The sequence below is a fragment of the Pandoraea anapnoica genome (assembly GCF_902459765.1).
GTDB lineage: Bacteria > Pseudomonadota > Gammaproteobacteria > Burkholderiales > Burkholderiaceae > Pandoraea > Pandoraea anapnoica.
This window is the reverse complement of the sequence record NZ_CABPSP010000012.1, coordinates 162,325-178,845: the sequence shown is the minus strand read 5'-3', so window position 1 is coordinate 178,845 and position 16,521 is coordinate 162,325. Positions and strand designations below refer to the sequence as shown.

General features: G+C 63.1%; 9 protein-coding genes. 4 read left to right on the top strand and 5 right to left on the bottom strand.

Going from position 1 to position 16,521, the window contains the following annotated elements; genetic code table 11:
- Positions 1–300 precede the first annotated feature (300 nt).
- The 3 genes from map (at position 301) to PAN31117_RS19395 (ending at position 5,738) form a co-directional block, all read left to right on the top strand.
- The gene (map, locus tag PAN31117_RS19405) at positions 301–1,128 is read left to right on the top strand and encodes a type I methionyl aminopeptidase (protein ID WP_039398742.1); all 828 of its coding nucleotides are present in this window, start codon (positions 301–303) and stop codon (positions 1,126–1,128) included.
- Between the two features lie 138 nt (positions 1,129–1,266).
- Positions 1,267–3,831, top strand: coding sequence for a [protein-PII] uridylyltransferase (locus PAN31117_RS19400; RefSeq protein ID WP_150739638.1), 2,565 nt, complete (start codon positions 1,267–1,269; stop codon positions 3,829–3,831).
- Positions 3,828–5,738: a pseudouridine synthase gene (locus PAN31117_RS19395; protein ID WP_150739637.1), complete on the top strand. Its 1,911-nt coding sequence runs from the start codon at positions 3,828–3,830 to the stop codon at positions 5,736–5,738. The genes PAN31117_RS19400 and PAN31117_RS19395 overlap by 4 nt, the downstream gene beginning before the upstream one ends.
- A gap of 133 nt (positions 5,739–5,871) precedes the next feature.
- Here the strand turns inward: PAN31117_RS19395 and def are convergent, their stop codons facing one another.
- From def to PAN31117_RS19370, 5 genes are all read right to left on the bottom strand, one after another.
- Positions 5,872–6,405, bottom strand: coding sequence for a peptide deformylase (gene def / locus PAN31117_RS19390; protein ID WP_039398748.1), 534 nt, complete (start codon positions 6,403–6,405; stop codon positions 5,872–5,874).
- Between the two features lie 16 nt (positions 6,406–6,421).
- Positions 6,422–8,554 carry an NAD-dependent DNA ligase LigA gene (gene ligA, locus PAN31117_RS19385; protein ID WP_150739636.1) on the bottom strand — a complete coding sequence of 711 codons (2,133 nt, stop codon included), beginning with the start codon at positions 8,552–8,554 and terminating at the stop codon, positions 6,422–6,424.
- A gap of 186 nt (positions 8,555–8,740) precedes the next feature.
- Positions 8,741–10,237: a cell division protein ZipA C-terminal FtsZ-binding domain-containing protein gene (locus PAN31117_RS19380; RefSeq protein ID WP_150739635.1), complete on the bottom strand. Its 1,497-nt coding sequence runs from the start codon at positions 10,235–10,237 to the stop codon at positions 8,741–8,743.
- A 39-nt stretch (positions 10,238–10,276) separates the two neighbouring features.
- On the bottom strand, positions 10,277–13,792 hold the full coding sequence (gene smc / locus PAN31117_RS19375; RefSeq protein WP_150739634.1) for a chromosome segregation protein SMC: 3,516 nt from the start codon (positions 13,790–13,792) through the stop codon (positions 10,277–10,279).
- A gap of 166 nt (positions 13,793–13,958) precedes the next feature.
- Positions 13,959–14,954: a DMT family transporter gene (locus PAN31117_RS19370; RefSeq protein WP_150739633.1), complete on the bottom strand. Its 996-nt coding sequence runs from the start codon at positions 14,952–14,954 to the stop codon at positions 13,959–13,961.
- A gap of 362 nt (positions 14,955–15,316) precedes the next feature.
- On the opposite strand from PAN31117_RS19370, the gene dapC reads away from it, so the two are divergent.
- A complete protein-coding gene (dapC, locus tag PAN31117_RS19365) occupies positions 15,317–16,519 on the top strand; it encodes a succinyldiaminopimelate transaminase (RefSeq protein WP_150739632.1) in 1,203 nt (400 codons plus the stop codon).
- Positions 16,520–16,521: the final 2 nt, after the last annotated feature.

The following is a 16,521-nucleotide window of genomic DNA, read 5'->3' as shown; positions in this document are numbered from 1 at the left end:
CAAAAAACCAAGGGGAAACCCTTGACCATATTGACAACTCGTCCTCGACTTAGCCCGAGATTATAGCATCGCACCGGGCCATCACTCAAGGGGCTCGTGAACTTGCGATGACAGACCGCAGATGCCCGGTTTGCGCGGCATACCGGCCGGTTCGGCTTCGCTTCCGACGAAGCGATCGGAACTGCGGAAATTCTCCGTCGGAATGCTCCGAAATCCACGCCTGACAAGGGCGAAACCCGGCCAAAACCCTCCATTGGTGCGATAATGCGTCACTGTTTCCGCAATTTGCCCAATTCCGCGATGGCCATCACTCTCAAAAATGCCCACGACATTGAAATGATGCGCGTCGCTTGCCGCCTGGCCAGCGAAGTGCTCGATTTCATTACGCCGCACGTGCGCGCAGGCGTCACCACCGGGGAGCTCGACCGCCTCTGCCACGAATTCATGATCAAGGAGCAGGGCACCGTCCCGGCACCGCTAAACTACCAGCCGCCCGGCTATCCGCCCTACCCCAAGGCCACCTGCATCTCGGTCAATGACGTGATCTGCCACGGCATTCCCGGCGACAAGGTGCTCAAGAACGGTGACGCGCTGAATATCGACATCACCGTCATCAAGGACGGCTACTTCGGCGACACGAGCCGTATGTTCATCGTCGGCGACGGCACGATCCTGGCCAAACGTCTGGCGCAAGTCACCTATGAGTGCATGTGGCTCGGCATCAACCAGGTGCGTCCGGGTGCGCGTCTTGGCGACATCGGTCAGGCGATTCAGACACACGCCGAGGCGCAGGGCTACAGCGTCGTGCGCGAATATTGTGGGCACGGGATCGGTCAGGTATTCCATGAAGATCCGCAAATCCTGCACTATGGACGTCAAGGTACCGGCCTGGAATTGCAGGCCGGCATGATCTTCACCATCGAACCGATGATCAACGCTGGCAAGCGCGAAATTCGGACAATGCCGGATCAGTGGACCGTCAAGACGCGAGACCGCAGCCTGTCGGCCCAGTGGGAACACACCGTGCTGGTGACGGAGACGGGCCACGAGGTGCTGACGCATTCGGCCCAGACGCCCGCACCGCCGCCGGGCTCGTCGTACGTCACCTCGTTCGCAGCAGCAGCTTAACAACGTAAGAACCATCAGATTCCAACGAAGCAGTAACGTCCGGCCGCCGGCATCTCTGGCGGCCGCCTGGCCCGGTCTCGCAGCATTCCGCAGCGCGTTGCCCGGCCTGATTCGTTTGTCCACTCCCTGGAAGCCGCCATGCACGCACGTGCACACGCCCCTTCTCCGCTACGTCAGGCCCTCAAGGACCGCAAGGCTGAACTCGTCGAACGATTTGTCGCTAACGGCAAGATCGACGGGCTGCTGAACGGTTTGTGCCACGCCGTCGATCAGGCCATGCGCGACGCATGGGCCGAGTACCGAATGCCGGACAACTTCGCGCTCGTGGCGGTCGGCGGTTACGGACGCGGCGAACTGTATCCGTATTCGGACGTGGACATTCTGTTGCTGCATCGCGGCACTGACGAAGAGGCGCTGACGTCGCACGTCGAGCCGTTCATCGGTTTTCTCTGGGATATCGGCGTTGAGATCGGTTCATCGGTACGCACTGTCGACGAGTGCATTTCCGAAGCACAGGCCGACATCACGGTGCAAACGAGCCTGCTGGAGGCGCGTCTGCTCACCGGCAATCAAGCGCTGTTCGACGAATTTCAGGAACGTTTCGCTGACGACCTCGACCCGCTTGCGTTCTTTCGGAGCAAGCAACTCGAGATCCGCCAGCGCCACGCGAAGTATCAGGACACCCCGTACAGCCTTGAGCCGAACTGCAAGGAAAGCCCGGGCGGTTTGCGCGACCTGCAAGTGATTCTGTGGATGACGAAGGCAGCGGGGCTCGGCAATAGCTGGGCGGAGCTGTCCACGCGCGATCTACTGACGGATCGCGAACTCAAGGAGCTGCGTCGCAACGAGCAATTCCTGAAGGGTTTGCGCGCGCGACTCCATCTGCTGGCACGTCGTCGTCAGGACGTGCTGGTTTTTGACCTTCAGACGGCGCTTGCGCAAAGCCTCGGCTTCGACGCCACGACGACGAAGCGCGCCAGCGAGCAACTCATGCGGCGCTATTACTGGGCTGCAAAGGCGGTCTCGCAGCTCAATACGGTGCTGTTGCTGAACGTTGAAGCCCGGCTGTTCCCGCAGACAAGCGGCGTCACTCGCGTGATCAACGAGCGTTTCGTCGAGAAGCAAGGGATGATCGAGATCGTTGACGACGAACTGTACACACGTCATCCGAATGCGATTCTCGAAACGTTCCTGCTTTACGAGCAAGTCGTCGGGGTGAAAGGGTTGTCTGCCCGAACCCTGCGGGCGCTCTACAACGCTCGCGAACTCATGAACGGGCAGTGGCGGGCGGACCCGGAAAACCGCCGCACGTTCCTCGAGATTTTGCAGCAGCCGCAGGGCATCACCCATGCATTGCGCCTGATGAACCAGACGAGCGTGCTGGGCCGGTATCTGATCAACTTCCGTCGCGTGGTCGGGCAGATGCAGCACGACCTGTATCACGTGTACACCGTTGATCAGCACATTCTGATGGTCGTGCGCAATATTCGCCGCTTCGCGGTCGCGGAGCATACGCACGAGTATCCGTTCTGCAGTCAGTTGATCGCGAACTTCGACCGTCCTTGGGTGCTGACGATTGCTGCCCTCTTCCACGATATTGCGAAGGGCCGCGGTGGTGACCACTCGACGCTCGGCATGGTCGACGCCCGCACCTTCTGCACGCGTCACGGCATCTCCAAGGAAGACACCGATCTGATTGTCTGGCTGGTCGGCGAACATCTGACGATGAGCACCGTGGCGCAGAAGCAGGACACCACCGATCCCGAAGTCATCCGACGTTTTGCGGAAAAAGTGGAAAACGAACGTCGCCTGACCGCGCTTTACCTGCTCACCGTGGCAGACATTCGCGGTACCAGCCCAAAAGTCTGGAACGCCTGGAAAGGCAAGCTGCTCGAAGACCTTTATCGTCTGACATTGCAGGTGCTGGGCGGCGCCAACCCGGACCCGCATGCGCAATTGAAAGCGCGCAAGGAAGAAGCGCTTGGACTGTTACGCCTGTACACGGTGCCGGAGCGGGCGCAAGAAGCGCTCTGGAGCACGCTGGACGTCGCGTACTTTCTACGCAACGACCCGGCGGATGTGGCGTGGCAAACGCGCCATCTGTGGCGACATGTCGACAGTGCATCGCCCATCGTCAAGGCGCGTCCGTCGCCCATTGGCGAAGGGTTGCAGGTGTTGGTTTATGTGCGCGATCAGGTCGATCTGTTCGCGCGTATTTGTGGCTACTTCGAGCGCAAGGGACTGTCGATTCTTGACGCCAAAGTGCACACCACCAGCCAGGGCTTCGCGCTCGACAGCTTCCTGCTGACCGACCCGGGCCTCGACACGAGTTATCGCGACATCATCAATTTGGTGGAAAGCGAGCTGGTGTCGTTGCTCACACGGGAAGAGCCTCTGGCAGAACCGAGCAAGGGGCGTCTGCCGCGCCGCTCGCGCAGCTTCCCGGTCACGCCTCGTGTCGATCTTCGGCCCGATGAACGTGGCCAGTACTACCTGCTATCGGTGTCGGCCAACGACCGCACCGGTTTGCTTTATGCGGTCGCTCGCGTGCTTGCGCGTCACGGCGTCAGCGTGCGAACCGCCCGCATCAATACCCTCGGCGAACGTGTTGAAGACACGTTCCTGCTCGACGGCAGCCGTTTGCAGGATAATCGCCTGCAAATTGCCGTGGAGACCGAATTACTCGAAGCATTGGAACCATGAGCGATACCCCGCGCGCCAAACTGAGCGCCAAACACCCCCGCACCCTCGACAAGACGCGCTCCCCTGTGCGCTCGGCTGGCGCATTGCGTCGTCCGACCAAATCAGTGCCCGCGTCGATGCTCGACGCCAGTGGCGCAAAGAAGCCTGCTGGGAAGCCGGCTCGTCCGCGTCCGGTGGACGATAACGCGACACCCGGAGGCGCTCGTCGCCCGGCCGGTAGCGGCACGGCACCGCGCAAGCCCGCAGGTGGCGGCGCGCCATACGAAAAGCGCCCGACGGGTGAACGTCCGCCGGCACGCGGTCAACGCGAGCGCGTCGCCGGTGCACGCCCCGCCCGCTTCGACGATGAGTCCCGCGCACGTCGTGACTTCGATAATCCTGCACCGCGTCGCTTCGATGAAGACCGTCCGCGTCGCAATACCGAAGGTGGCGCACGTGGCGACTTCGCTCGTCCGGTGAAGCGTGACTTCGATAACCGCGCGCCGCGCCGCTTTGACGAAGACCGTCCGCGTCGCAATACCGAGGGTGGTGCACGCGGCGACTTCGCACGTCCTGCCAAGCGAGACTTCGATGATCGCGCGCCGCGTCGCTTCGATGAAGACCGTCCGCGCCGCAGCACCGAAGGTGGTGCACGCAGCGACTTCGCACGTCCTGCCAAGCGAGACTTCGATGATCGCGCGCCGCGTCGCTTCGATGAAGACCGTCCGCGCCGCAATACCGAAGGTGGCGCACGTGGCGACTTCGCACGTCCTGCCAAGCGAGACTTCGATGATCGTGCACCGCGTCGCTTCGATGAAGACCGTCCGCGTCGCAATACCGAAGGTGACGCACGTGGCGACTTCGCACGTCCGGTGAAGCGTGACTTCGATAACCGCGCGCCGCGTCGCTTTGACGAAGACCGTCCGCGTCGCAATACCGAAGGTGGCGCACGCGGCGACTCTGCCCGTCCTGCCAAGCGAGACTTCGATGATCGCGCACCGCGTCGCTTCGAAGACGATCGTCCGCACCGCACTAACAAAGGGGCTGCGCGTGGCCGCTTCGCGCGTGATGACCGTGACAATCAGGCGAACCGCGCCGCGCGTCCCTCGCGTGCGCCGCGAGTTGAGCGTGACAACGATGACGACGATATCAAGATCCACCACGACGCCGTGGGCTCGCTGCGTTTGTCCAAGCGGATGTCCGAGCTCGGATTGTGCTCGCGCCGCGAAGCGGACGAGTGGATCGCCAAGGGCTGGGTCCGTGTCGACGGTAAGGTGGTGAAGGAACTGGGCACGAAGATTCTGCCCACACAGGAAATCACCGTCGTGCAGGCCGCGCAGAAGGAACAGGCCAATCGTGTCACGATCCTGCTGCACAAGCCGGTGGGTTACGTCTCGGGTCAGGCAGAAGACGGCTACGATCCCGCTGTCGTGTTGGTGACCAGCGAGCATCACTGGGCCGAAGACGACGCCGGCGTGCGCTTCTCGCCGTCGCATTTGCGCAGCCTGGCACCTGCCGGACGCCTCGACATCGACTCCACGGGTCTGCTCGTCCTCACACAGGACGGCCGCATTGCCAAGCAGTTGATCGGCGAGGATTCGGACATCGAGAAGGAGTATCTCGTACGCGTGTCGTACAACGAGCACTCGCAGAACGTGCAGGCGCACTTCCCGGCCGATCGCCTGGCGCTGCTGCGTCATGGGCTTGAGCTTGACGACCAACCGCTCAAGCCCGCACAGGTCGAATGGCAGAACCCGGAGCAACTTCGCTTCGTGCTCAAGGAAGGCAAGAAGCGTCAGATTCGCCGCATGTGCGAACTGGTCGGTTTGCACGTGACGGGCCTCAAGCGAGTGCGCATGGGACAAATCACCCTGGGCAACCTGCCTGTGGGTGAGTGGCGTTACCTGCGCGCTGGCGAAGGGTTCTGATTCGGCGACGACTCACCCATCGCGGCCATGAAAAAGCCCGCCATCTCGGCGGGCTTTTTTTGTGTCATCACCGGCAAGCGCCGGGGTGAAACTTCAATCGTAGATCAACGACACCTCTACCCCGGCATCGCACTCAATCATCACTATTCGGATCGAGCCCCGGGAAGAGGATTTCGGTAAAACCGAACTTGCTGAAGTCCGTAATCCGCATTGGATAGAGCTTGCCGATCAGATGGTCGCACTCGTGCTGCACGACACGTGCATGAAAGCCCTCTGCCACGCGGTCAATGGCGTGACCGTGCTGATCGAATCCTTCGTAGCGCAGCATCGAATAGCGGTTGACCATACCGCGCAGCCCTGGCACCGACAGGCAGCCTTCCCAGCCCTCTTCCATGTCCTGAGTCAACGGCGTAATGACCGGGTTGATCAGCACGGTTTCAGGCACTTCCGGGGCGTCCGGATAGCGCTCGTTGTGCTCGAAGCCGAAGATCACCACTTGCAGATCGACGCCGATCTGGGGTGCGGCAAGCCCAGCGCCGTTCGCATGCTTCATGGTCTCGAACATGTCGGCAATAAGCTCGTCCAACTCGGGCGTGCCGAACTGTTCGACAGGTTTGGCGATACGCAGCAAGCGCGGATCGCCCATCTTCAGAATGTCGCGAATCATCGGTTCGGTCCTCACATCAAAGCGCGGCCAACATCGCGCGCATAGCGTCCTCGTCGAGCACGGGCACGCCCAGTGCCTCGGCCTTTGCCAACTTGCTGCCCGCCTCTGCGCCCGCAACCACGTAGTCCGTTTTCGCAGACACCGAGCCAGCAACCTTTGCTCCTTGCGCTTCGAGCATTGCCTTCGCTTCGTCACGCGAGAGCGTCGGCAATGTTCCGGTCAACACAAACGTCTTGCCCGCCAGCGGCAACGGCGCGACAGCTGCCGGTTCCGACTCCGGCCAGGTGACGCCCGCCGCTCGCAGTTGCTCGATCACTTCGACATTATGATCTTCGCAGAAGAAATTGTTGATCGACTCGGCCACAATCGGTCCGACGTCCGGAACGGCCAGCAGTTCCGTCAGATCGGAATCGCGTTTGCAGACGGCGATCAGGTTGTCGAGCTTGCCGAAGTGTCGTGCGAGATCCTTCGCCGTCGCTTCACCGACGTGGCGAATGCCCAGCGCAAAGATAAAGCGCGCCAGCGTGGTATGACGCGCCGTCTCCAGCGCCGCGACGAGATTGGAGGCCGATTTGTCGGCCATCCGGTCGAGCGCAGCGAGCTTGGCCACGCCCAGCTTGAAAAGGTCGGCCGGGGTCCGAATGATCTGCTGATCGACCAGTTGCTCCACCAGCTTGTCGCCGAGCCCCTCGATATCGAGTGCGCGACGCTGCGCGAAGTGCAGGAGCGCCTGCTTGCGCTGCGCGGCGCAAATCAGCCCGCCGGTGCATCGTGCGATCGCTTCGTCCGGAAGCTTCTCGATGGCGGAACCGCACACCGGACACTCAGTCGGCATAACGAAAGCGCGGGCGTCGTCCGGACGACGGTCCAGCACCGATCCGACGACTTCGGGAATCACATCGCCCGCGCGACGCACAATCACCGTATCGCCGATCATCACGTCCTTGCGACGAATTTCGTCCTCGTTGTGCAGCGTGGCATTCGTCACCGTCGCGCCGCCAACGAACACCGGCGCGAGTCGCGCTACCGGCGTGATCGCCCCCGTACGTCCCACCTGCACTTCGATGTCAAGCAAGGTCGTCAGCGCTTCCTGCGCCGGGAATTTGTGCGCCAATGCAAAGCGCGGGGCGCGCGAGACGAAGCCGAGACGATCCTGCTCGTCGCGGCGGTTGACCTTGTAGACCACGCCGTCGATGTCGTAAGGCAACGAGGCGCGTGCCTCACCGACTTCGCGGTAGAACTTCAGCAGTCCTTGCGCGCCCTGCACGACTTCCCGCTTGTCGTTGACCGGAATACCCAGCGTCACATACCAGTCGAGCAAGGCTGAGTGCGTCTCGGGCATCGGCACGCCAACCAGCTCCCCCACGCCATAGGCGAAGAACGACAACGGGCGCTTGGCCGTAATCTTCGAATCGAGCTGGCGCAGACTGCCCGCGGCCGCATTGCGCGGGTTGACGAAAACCTTCTCGCCAGCCGCTTCCTGCGCCACATTGAGCTTGTCGAAGTCTGCACGGAACATCAGTACTTCGCCCCGCACTTCAAGCACCTCGGGCGGGTCGTCGGTCTTAAGCTTGAGGGGGATTTTCTTGATAGTGCGGATGTTGGCAGTGACATCCTCGCCCGTTGTGCCGTCGCCGCGCGTCGCAGCCTGCACGAGCACACCCTGTTCGTAGCGCAACGCAATAGCCAGACCGTCGAACTTCAGCTCGGCGGCATATTCAACCGGCGCGCCGAACAGGTCGCCGGATGACGCATTACCCGCCCCTGCAGCACCCGCTGCATCGGGACGCAAGCCGTCACTCACCCGTCGGTCGAACGCCTCGACGTCCTCATCGGCGAACCCGTTATTCAACGAGAGCATCGGCACACGGTGCACCACCGGTGCGAATCCGTCGACGGGCTTGCCCCCGACACGCTGGGTGGGCGAATCGGCCCGTTGCAACTCGGGATGCGCGTTTTCCAGCGCGACGAGTTCGCCGAAGAGGCGGTCATACTCGGCGTCGGGAATGAGCGGCGCGTCGTCTTCGTAATAGGCGCGGTTGTGGCGGGCTAGCTCAGCGCGCAACTCGGCGGCACGTTGTGCGGCGGCCGTAGCGTCGGCTGGCGTAGGGGCGTTCGCGCCCTGACCCGGAACGGAAGTTTGGGACATGCGTGCAAGACTCGGGATACGAGAAGTCAGAACATTATGCCTTCGACGTGCGCGGTTGCGCGTCGTCGATAGGTGCAATCCATCGGAACAAAAACGCCGCTCACCCGACGGTGAACGGCGTGCATCGAATGCGGCGGCAGGCCGCGTAAATCCGGCCTTGCCCGAACGCAGCAAATCGCCCTGAACTTACTGACTGAACAGACGGCGCGTGACGGGCGAACCCGCTGGCAGACCACGCGCTTCGAGGCGTTCGTACAGCTTGAGCAACTGTTTGTCGACGTTTTGCAGCGCAGCATCCGAGAGCGGACGGCGTTGATCATCCACCACGCGGCCACCGATACGTTGTCCGATCGAACGAGCGTAATCGCACATCAGACGGAACGGCAGGAGGTCTTCGTCGGCCACCGGCACGTCGAGCAGCATGGTGATCAGGTCGCCGCCCTTGTAAGTCAGGTCGTCGCGCAGGAAGTTGGTGTCGCCGAATTGCAGCATGAACACCGGATTCTGACGCGAATCGAGTTTGACGAAACGCATACCGTCGCGCGAGAGCAGCAAACCGTCCTGAGTGGCTACGGCCTGCACGTAATTGGCCGACCACGGTGCGCCGTCCGACAGTACGTTGACCGACAGTTGGGCGTCGCATTGTGCGGCAAAGCTGTCGAGTTCACGGGCGCGAGCGACCGTTTCCATCATGTCGGGCAATTCAGGCAAGGCATCGACGGCATCCGCCAGCGTCTGCACGAGATTCGAGAACTCGGAGAACTCGACTTCGTTGAGGGCGCCCGCGCGATTGGCCAGTTGCACGGCCATGCGCAGCTGGTGATATCGGCCGCCCGTGCGAATCGGCTCCCATGCGGACGCTTCGTCGACGCGGCCCTCCACGTTCACAGGCTTGCTGCCCGCGCGACGCATGCGCACCGTCAGCGGCATCAGTCGTTCAGCCGCCACCATGTTCGCCAGCGGCAACTCGACGACGCAGTCGATGCGTTCGTCTATGATCGGCGGCGGACCGCTCGGCACCGCCGGACGCGCGTCTGCAACCGGCGCTGCGGGTGCTGCCGCAGCGGGCACCACCACATCGGCGGATGTCGAGACAGCATCGGCTTGCAGCGCAACCGCTTCGGCATCGGGTGCCGCTGCGGCATTAGCGGCAGCACCTGCCGTGGCAGCGTCTACCGTGTCGTCGGCGGCCAGTTCGGCGTCGACGCGGGCGACTGCGCTGGCAGCCGCCGCGTCCTGCGCATCGCGGCGTTGTGCTTCATCGGCGTCATGCGGCCCGACGGGCACTGTGTCGGCAACCATGTCCGACTCGCCGCCTTCCGCAGCCCGCGCCGCCGCTTCCTGCGCGGCACGCTTACGCGCTGCCGGCGGGGCGTCCCAGGCATCTTCGTTGATAGCAAAAGCATCTTGCACCGACGTGCCAGCGGCGGCCGGTCCAAGCGTCGGCTCGCGACGCTCGCCCGACTGTGCGGGCACGCGCGGCGGCGACAGCGTCGGTTCGATGAACGGGCGGTCGTCGTCGGCGTCGGGCGTGCCGGCGGTCGCGTCGATACCCGCGCCGTCGACCGGCATGCGACGCGGTATGCGCGCGCGTGCCTTGCTGCCTTGCCAGGCGTTATAGGCCACCACTCCAAGCAGTACCACTACCCCTGCGGCAATCAAGCTCAGCTGCAGTTCATTCATGCGCGGCGTTCCTCTCTCTTCTCCATCGTAGGCGCGGGGTCAGGCGATCTCGGCCAGATTGATCGCAGACTCCATGTCCACCGCAACGATCCGCGACACCCCTTGTTCCTGCATGGTGACGCCGATGAGCTGATTGGCCATTTCCATCGCGATTTTGTTATGCGAAATAAATACGAATTGGGTACGGTCCGACATGCGCGCCACCATCTTGGCGTAGCGCTCGGTGTTGGCGTCGTCGAGCGGCGCGTCCACCTCGTCAAGCAAACAGAATGGCGCAGGATTGAGCTGGAACATGCCGAACACCAGCGCAATGGCCGTGAGCGCCTTCTCTCCCCCTGACAGCAGATGGATCGTGGAGTTCTTCTTGCCCGGCGGTTGCGCCATGACCTGCACACCGGCGTCGAGAATTTCGTCGCCGGTCATGATGAGTTTCGCCTGGCCGCCGCCGAATAGCATCGGGAACAGTTCGCCGAAATGCTTGTTCACTTCGTCGAACGTGCCTTGCAGCAGCACACGCGTCTCTTCGTCGATCTTGCGGATGGCGCCTTCGAGGGTCTCGATGGCGTCGTTAAGGTCGGCCGATTGCGCATCGAGGAAAACCTTGCGCTCGCGCGCCGTCTCCAACTCTTCGAGCGCGGCCATGTTGACCGGTCCGAGCGCGTTGATCGCGTTGTTGATGCGCGTGACTTCACCTTGCAGATACGACGGCTTCATATCCGCCGTGAGTTTCGCGGAGAGCGCCTCTTCGTCCACTTCGGCCGTCGTCAGTTGCTCGACGAACTGTTCGCGATTCAGGCGCGCCGCCTGCTCCTTCAACTGCAATTCCGTGATGCGATCGCGCAGGGGCTGCAAACCACGCTCTGCGGCCAGCCGCTCTTCGTCGCTTTGACGCAGTTTTTGCGTCAGTGCGTCGAGTTCGATGCGGGCGGCACCCAAAATTTCTTCCTTCTCGGCGCGCAGTTCGAGTGCGTCCTGCAAACCGTTTTCGGCCGTCTGCTCGGTGATCAGCGCGAGTTCCGCCTGCGCCTGCTCAATCGAGACAACAAGGCGCTCAGCCTGTTCGAGCGCCGTCTGAATGCTGCGGCGATGCTCGTCGATCTTGCTGGCGATGCCCTTCTGGCCGTACGACGCTTCCTGCGCCAGACGTTCCAGTTCACGGGCGCGATTGCGGGCATCGGACAACTGACTGTCGAGCGATTCGAATTCGAGCTGACCGTCTTCGAACGTGGCTTGCAATTCGGCCAGACGCGCGTCGCTTTGCTCGAAGTTCGCCTCCGACTCGGCGCGCATCGCCAGTTGCTCTTCGATCTGCGCGGCGATTTCGCGCAGTTCTTCGTCGATCTGCGTGCTGCGGGCGTTGTAGCGCTCGTACGCCTGCGTGAGCTTGAGCACATCCATCTGCAAGGCGTGCACGCGTTGCGTTGCCCGCTCGGCGCGTCCGCGCACTTCGCTCAGCGACTGCGCCGCCTGGCTGTATGCCGCCTCGGCACGCACGGCGGCCGACTTGGCTTCGTCCGACAGCAATGCTTGCGCACGCAATTGCTTACCCAGATTCTCGATTTCTTGCTGACGGGCAAGCAAACCAGCCTGTTCGGAGTCCGCCGCATAAAGCTGGACGCCGACACGAGTGACCTGATGGCCTGCCTTGACGACAATCGATGCGCCTTCCGGCAACTGTGCGCGGGCAACCATCGCCTGCGCGAGATCGTCGGCAACGAACACGTGACCGAGCCATTCCTGCAGCACGGCTCGCAGGCCCGGATCGTCGATGCGCAACAGCGACAGCAGCGGGCGCAGCGACGCCGGCGCTTCGATCGGACGCGCGGCCGGCGGCGGCGAATAGAACGCCAGCTTGGCCGGCGGCGCATCGCTCGCAAAGGCCTTCACCCAATCGAGATTGCTGATTTCGAGCGCAGCGAGACGTTCGCGCAGCACCGATTCGAGTGCAGGCTCCCAGCCCGGCTCGATATGCAGTTTCTTCCAAAGACGCGGCAATTGCGCCAGCTCGTGCTTGTCGAGCCACGGCTGCACCTTGCCTTCCGTCTGGACACTTTCCTGGAGTTGCTTGAGCGCCGTCAGACGTGCCTCAAGCTGAGCGATCGTCGCCGCTTCCGACTGCACGCGCGCCTGCGCTTCGGCACGCTCGGCCTCGAGCCGAGGCAGACGCTCTTCGGCATCGGCCAGTTCCGCCTGTGCGTCTTCGAGCATCGCCTGATGCTCGGCGAGGTCGCCGCGCTGCATCTCAAGCTCGGCTTCGTCGGGCTTGTCGAGCCCGCGCGCTTCACCCTGCAAACGCTCCTGACGCTGCTGCAACTGCTGCAACGCCTGATCGGCATTGCGCTGATGCGCGGCTTCAAGTTTCAGATTCTGCTCGACCTGCGCGATCTCGCTGCGTTGCTCGTTGAGCAGGTTCTGCGCGTCGCGCCAGCCGGATTCGAGCGCGGGCAGCGCCTCGTTCTGATCGGCGGCCTGGTCCTGCGCAGTCGCCGCGCGTTCCTCGGCGATGATGAGTTCTTCTTCGGCGAGTGCGAGTTCCTCTTCCGATTGCGCCGAACGGGCCTGCCACTGCTCGCGCTGCGAGGTCAGCGCCGCCAACTGGGCCTGCACCCGATTGCGCGACTCGACCACGTAACGAATTTCGGCTTCCAGACGGCTGACTTCCGAGTTCGCTTCGTACATGGCGCTCTGCGCGGCCTGTACGGCGTCGGTGGCCGTGTAGTGCGCGGCGCGCAGCGTTTCGAGATCGGACTCGGAGCCGCGCAGACGCGACATCTGCGCTTCCAGATCGACTTGCGCCGACTCGATCGCGCGCTGCTGGCGTTCCTGCTCGTTCTGCGCTTCGTTCTTGCGAAGCAGCCAGAGCAACTGCTGCTTCTCTTCGCCGTCGCGTTGCAAGTCCTTGAATCGATTGGCGACGACCGCCTGCGATTCAAGCTTTTCGAGGTTGGTGCCCAGTTCGCGAAGAATGTCTTCCACGCGTGTCAGGTTTTCGCGCGTGTCCTGCAAACGGTTCTCGGTCTCGCGACGGCGCTCCTTGTACTTGGAGACGCCCGCGGCTTCTTCGAGGAACACGCGCAGCTCTTCCGGCTTCGCCTCGATGATTCGCGAAATCATCCCCTGGCCGATGATGGCGTAGGCGCGCGGCCCAAGGCCCGTGCCGAGGAAAATGTCCTGAATATCGCGGCGGCGTGCCGGCAGGTTGTTGATGTAGTAACTGGAGGTGCCGTCGCGCGTGAGCACGCGCTTGACGGCGATTTCGGCGTACTGGCTCCACTGCCCGGCGGCGCGCCCGGCGCTGTTGTCGAACACCAGTTCGACGCTCGCGCGGCTCGCCTGCTTGCGGGCGGTCGATCCGTTGAAAATCACGTCCTGCATCGATTCGCCGCGCAGCTCGGAAGCGCGCGACTCGCCGAGCACCCAGCGCACGGCATCGATGATGTTGGATTTGCCGCACCCGTTCGGGCCGACGATCCCGACCAACTGGCCGGGCACCGCGAAGTTCGTCGGGTCGACGAAAGATTTGAAGCCAGCGAGTTTGATGGAAGTCAGACGCACGGCAGGTTCGCTTTATCGGTCATTGAATGATAGGAAAGACGCAGACGCGCTAGCTGGTCCTGTCGGGCCTGCGCACGCTGGCGTGCACGGGCCACTTTTCTTGCTGCTGTCTTGCCGCATTTTTGCCGCTTTAGGCGTGCTTACGACGTTACAACGACGGTACGCATCATACCATCGCATCCCCCGCCGTCGCGGATTTACAACGTCGTGAATCGGGCAATATTCCGGACAGCACGCCCGCCGCCACAATGCACAGCCCACCGGCAATTTCCCGCACCCCCAGGCCTTCGCTGGCCAGCCACCAGGACGATATTGCCGCCACCACGATTTCGAAGAGCATGATGAGCGCCGCCTGATTGGCCGGCACCCGCGCCAGACCGAATTGCACGATGACGTTGGTCACGGCGATGGTGCAACCCAGCGCCAGCGCGACCGCAGCGGTCGCCGCACTGGACGTGAGCGCCGAGACCGCCGCCTGCCCGGCCTGTGCCCCGCCGTCGAACGGCAAGACCAGCAAACCGCCCACGACACAGCCCAGATAGAGCGTCCAACTGCGCATTTCGGCAGGAACGTCGGGCAACGCCTGGCTGACACGCCGCAACAGCACGTTATTGAGCGCAAATGCCGCCCCGGCGATGGCACCGGCCCATTCCCCCGGATTGTTCGGCACCGGCCAACCCAGCTCAGGCGACCAGAGCATCAGCCCCGCGCCGCCCAGCGCCAGTGCAATCAGCCCCACACCGCGCAGGCCGACCCGCTCGCCCAGCAGCCAGTGGGCGAACAACGCCGTCCAGACCGGGGTCAGATAAAAAAGCAGCAACACGCGCATGACATGGCCGTGCGTGGTGCCCCATACGAAGGCGACGTTGGTCGTGCCTCCGGCGAACGCCACGCCGACAAGCAGCCACGACCAGCGCAGCGTGCCGAGCGAGCGTCGGTAGACGAGCGAGAGCAGCAGGATGGCCACGGTGGCCGTGCAGATCTGGGCCGGCACGGCTGCAACGCCCCACTGAGCCAGAACGCGGTACGGGAACCAGGCCAGTCCCCAGACGGACGATCCGATAAGAATGGCCAGAGCGGGCGCTGCCCGGGTGCCGAAGGAAGTGCTGGAGGCGCCGGATGCGGATTCCGGGCCGCCCGCGCCGTTGCCGGCTACGGTCATACTCTTAACTCCTGAAAAACCTGAGATACTCCGCAGACTTGCCCCATTGGCGCCTCGGAATATGCTGAATTACGCGCTGGTCGCGCTTTGTGGGCGCCGTAACGGTATAATTTTCGCTTTGCCGATCTTGCCATTCTTGAACGCGTCCGGGAACCCCTTGGCGTGATGAAGCGGATAAGCGCCAGCCTATGCCCGGCCTGCGATCCGTCGAATCTGAGGCAGGAAAGGCACGGTGTCGCACAGCGCGCCGGTGCGTCTCCTATCTCGCCCAGCCGCCCTGTGCGTTCGCGGGTGGCCCGAATCCGCTCGACAACGCCTCGACTGGCGTTGCGAACCCTAGCCCTGAGTCTGTTTGAATCCAAGTGAACCCATTACTCGACAAGCTCCAGCCCTACCCCTTTGAACGCCTGAAGACACTGGTGGCGGACGTCACGCCTGCCAATACCTACAAGGCCATCAGCTTTGGCATCGGTGAGCCCAAGCATCCGACGCCGCAGTTCATCAAGGAAGCCCTGATCGAAGGGCTGGGCGGTCTCTCGAACTATCCGGCCACGGCCGGCGGCGAACCGCTGCGCGCGGCCATCGCCCAGTGGCTGGAACGCCGCTACGCGCTGCCCAACGTGAACCCGGCCACCGAAGTGCTGCCGGTCACGGGCTCGCGCGAAGCGCTTTTCTCGTTCGCCCAGGCCGTTGTCGATGGCAGCAAACCCGGCGCGCGCGTGCTGTGCCCGAACCCGTTCTATCAGATCTACGAAGGCGCGACGTTGCTCGCGGGCGCCACGCCCTATTACGCCGACAGCGATCCGGCGCGCAACTTCGCTCCCGACTACGACGCCGTGCCGGCCGACGTCTGGCGCGACGTTCAGCTCGTCTACCTTTGCTCGCCGGGCAACCCGACCGGGGCCGTGCTGAGTCTGGCCGACTGGAAGCGCTTGTTCGAGTTGTCGGACGAATACGGCTTCGTGATCGCGTCCGACGAGTGTTACTCCGAGATTTACTTCGACGAAGAACGCGCGCCGCTGGGCGGTCTGGCTGCCGCCCATCAACTGGGCCGTGGCTTCGAGCGTCTGGTGGTCTTCTCGAGCCTCTCGAAGCGCTCGAACGTGCCGGGCATGCGCTCTGGCTTCGTGGCGGGCGACGCCGCCATCCTCAAGAAATTCCTGCTGTACCGCACCTACCACGGCTGCGCCATGAGCCCGGCCGTGCAGGCCGCAAGCATCGCCGCGTGGAACGACGAGGCGCACGTGCGCCTGAACCGCAGCAAGTACCTGAAGAAATTCCAGACGGTCACGCCGATGCTCGCCGAAGTGCTCGACGTACGGCTGCCCGACGCCGGTTTCTATCTGTGGGCCAAGGTCGACGCGAAAACCGGCCTGTCGGACACGGAATTCACGCGCCAGTTGCTGGCGCAATACAATGTGGCCGTCCTGCCCGGATCTTATCTGGGACGCGCGGCGCACGGCGCCAATCCTGCGGAGAACTATGTCCGTATCGCCCTCGTGGCCGATGTGGACGAATGCACCGAAGGCGCCCAGCGCATCGTGCAGTTCTGCCAATCCCTTTAATT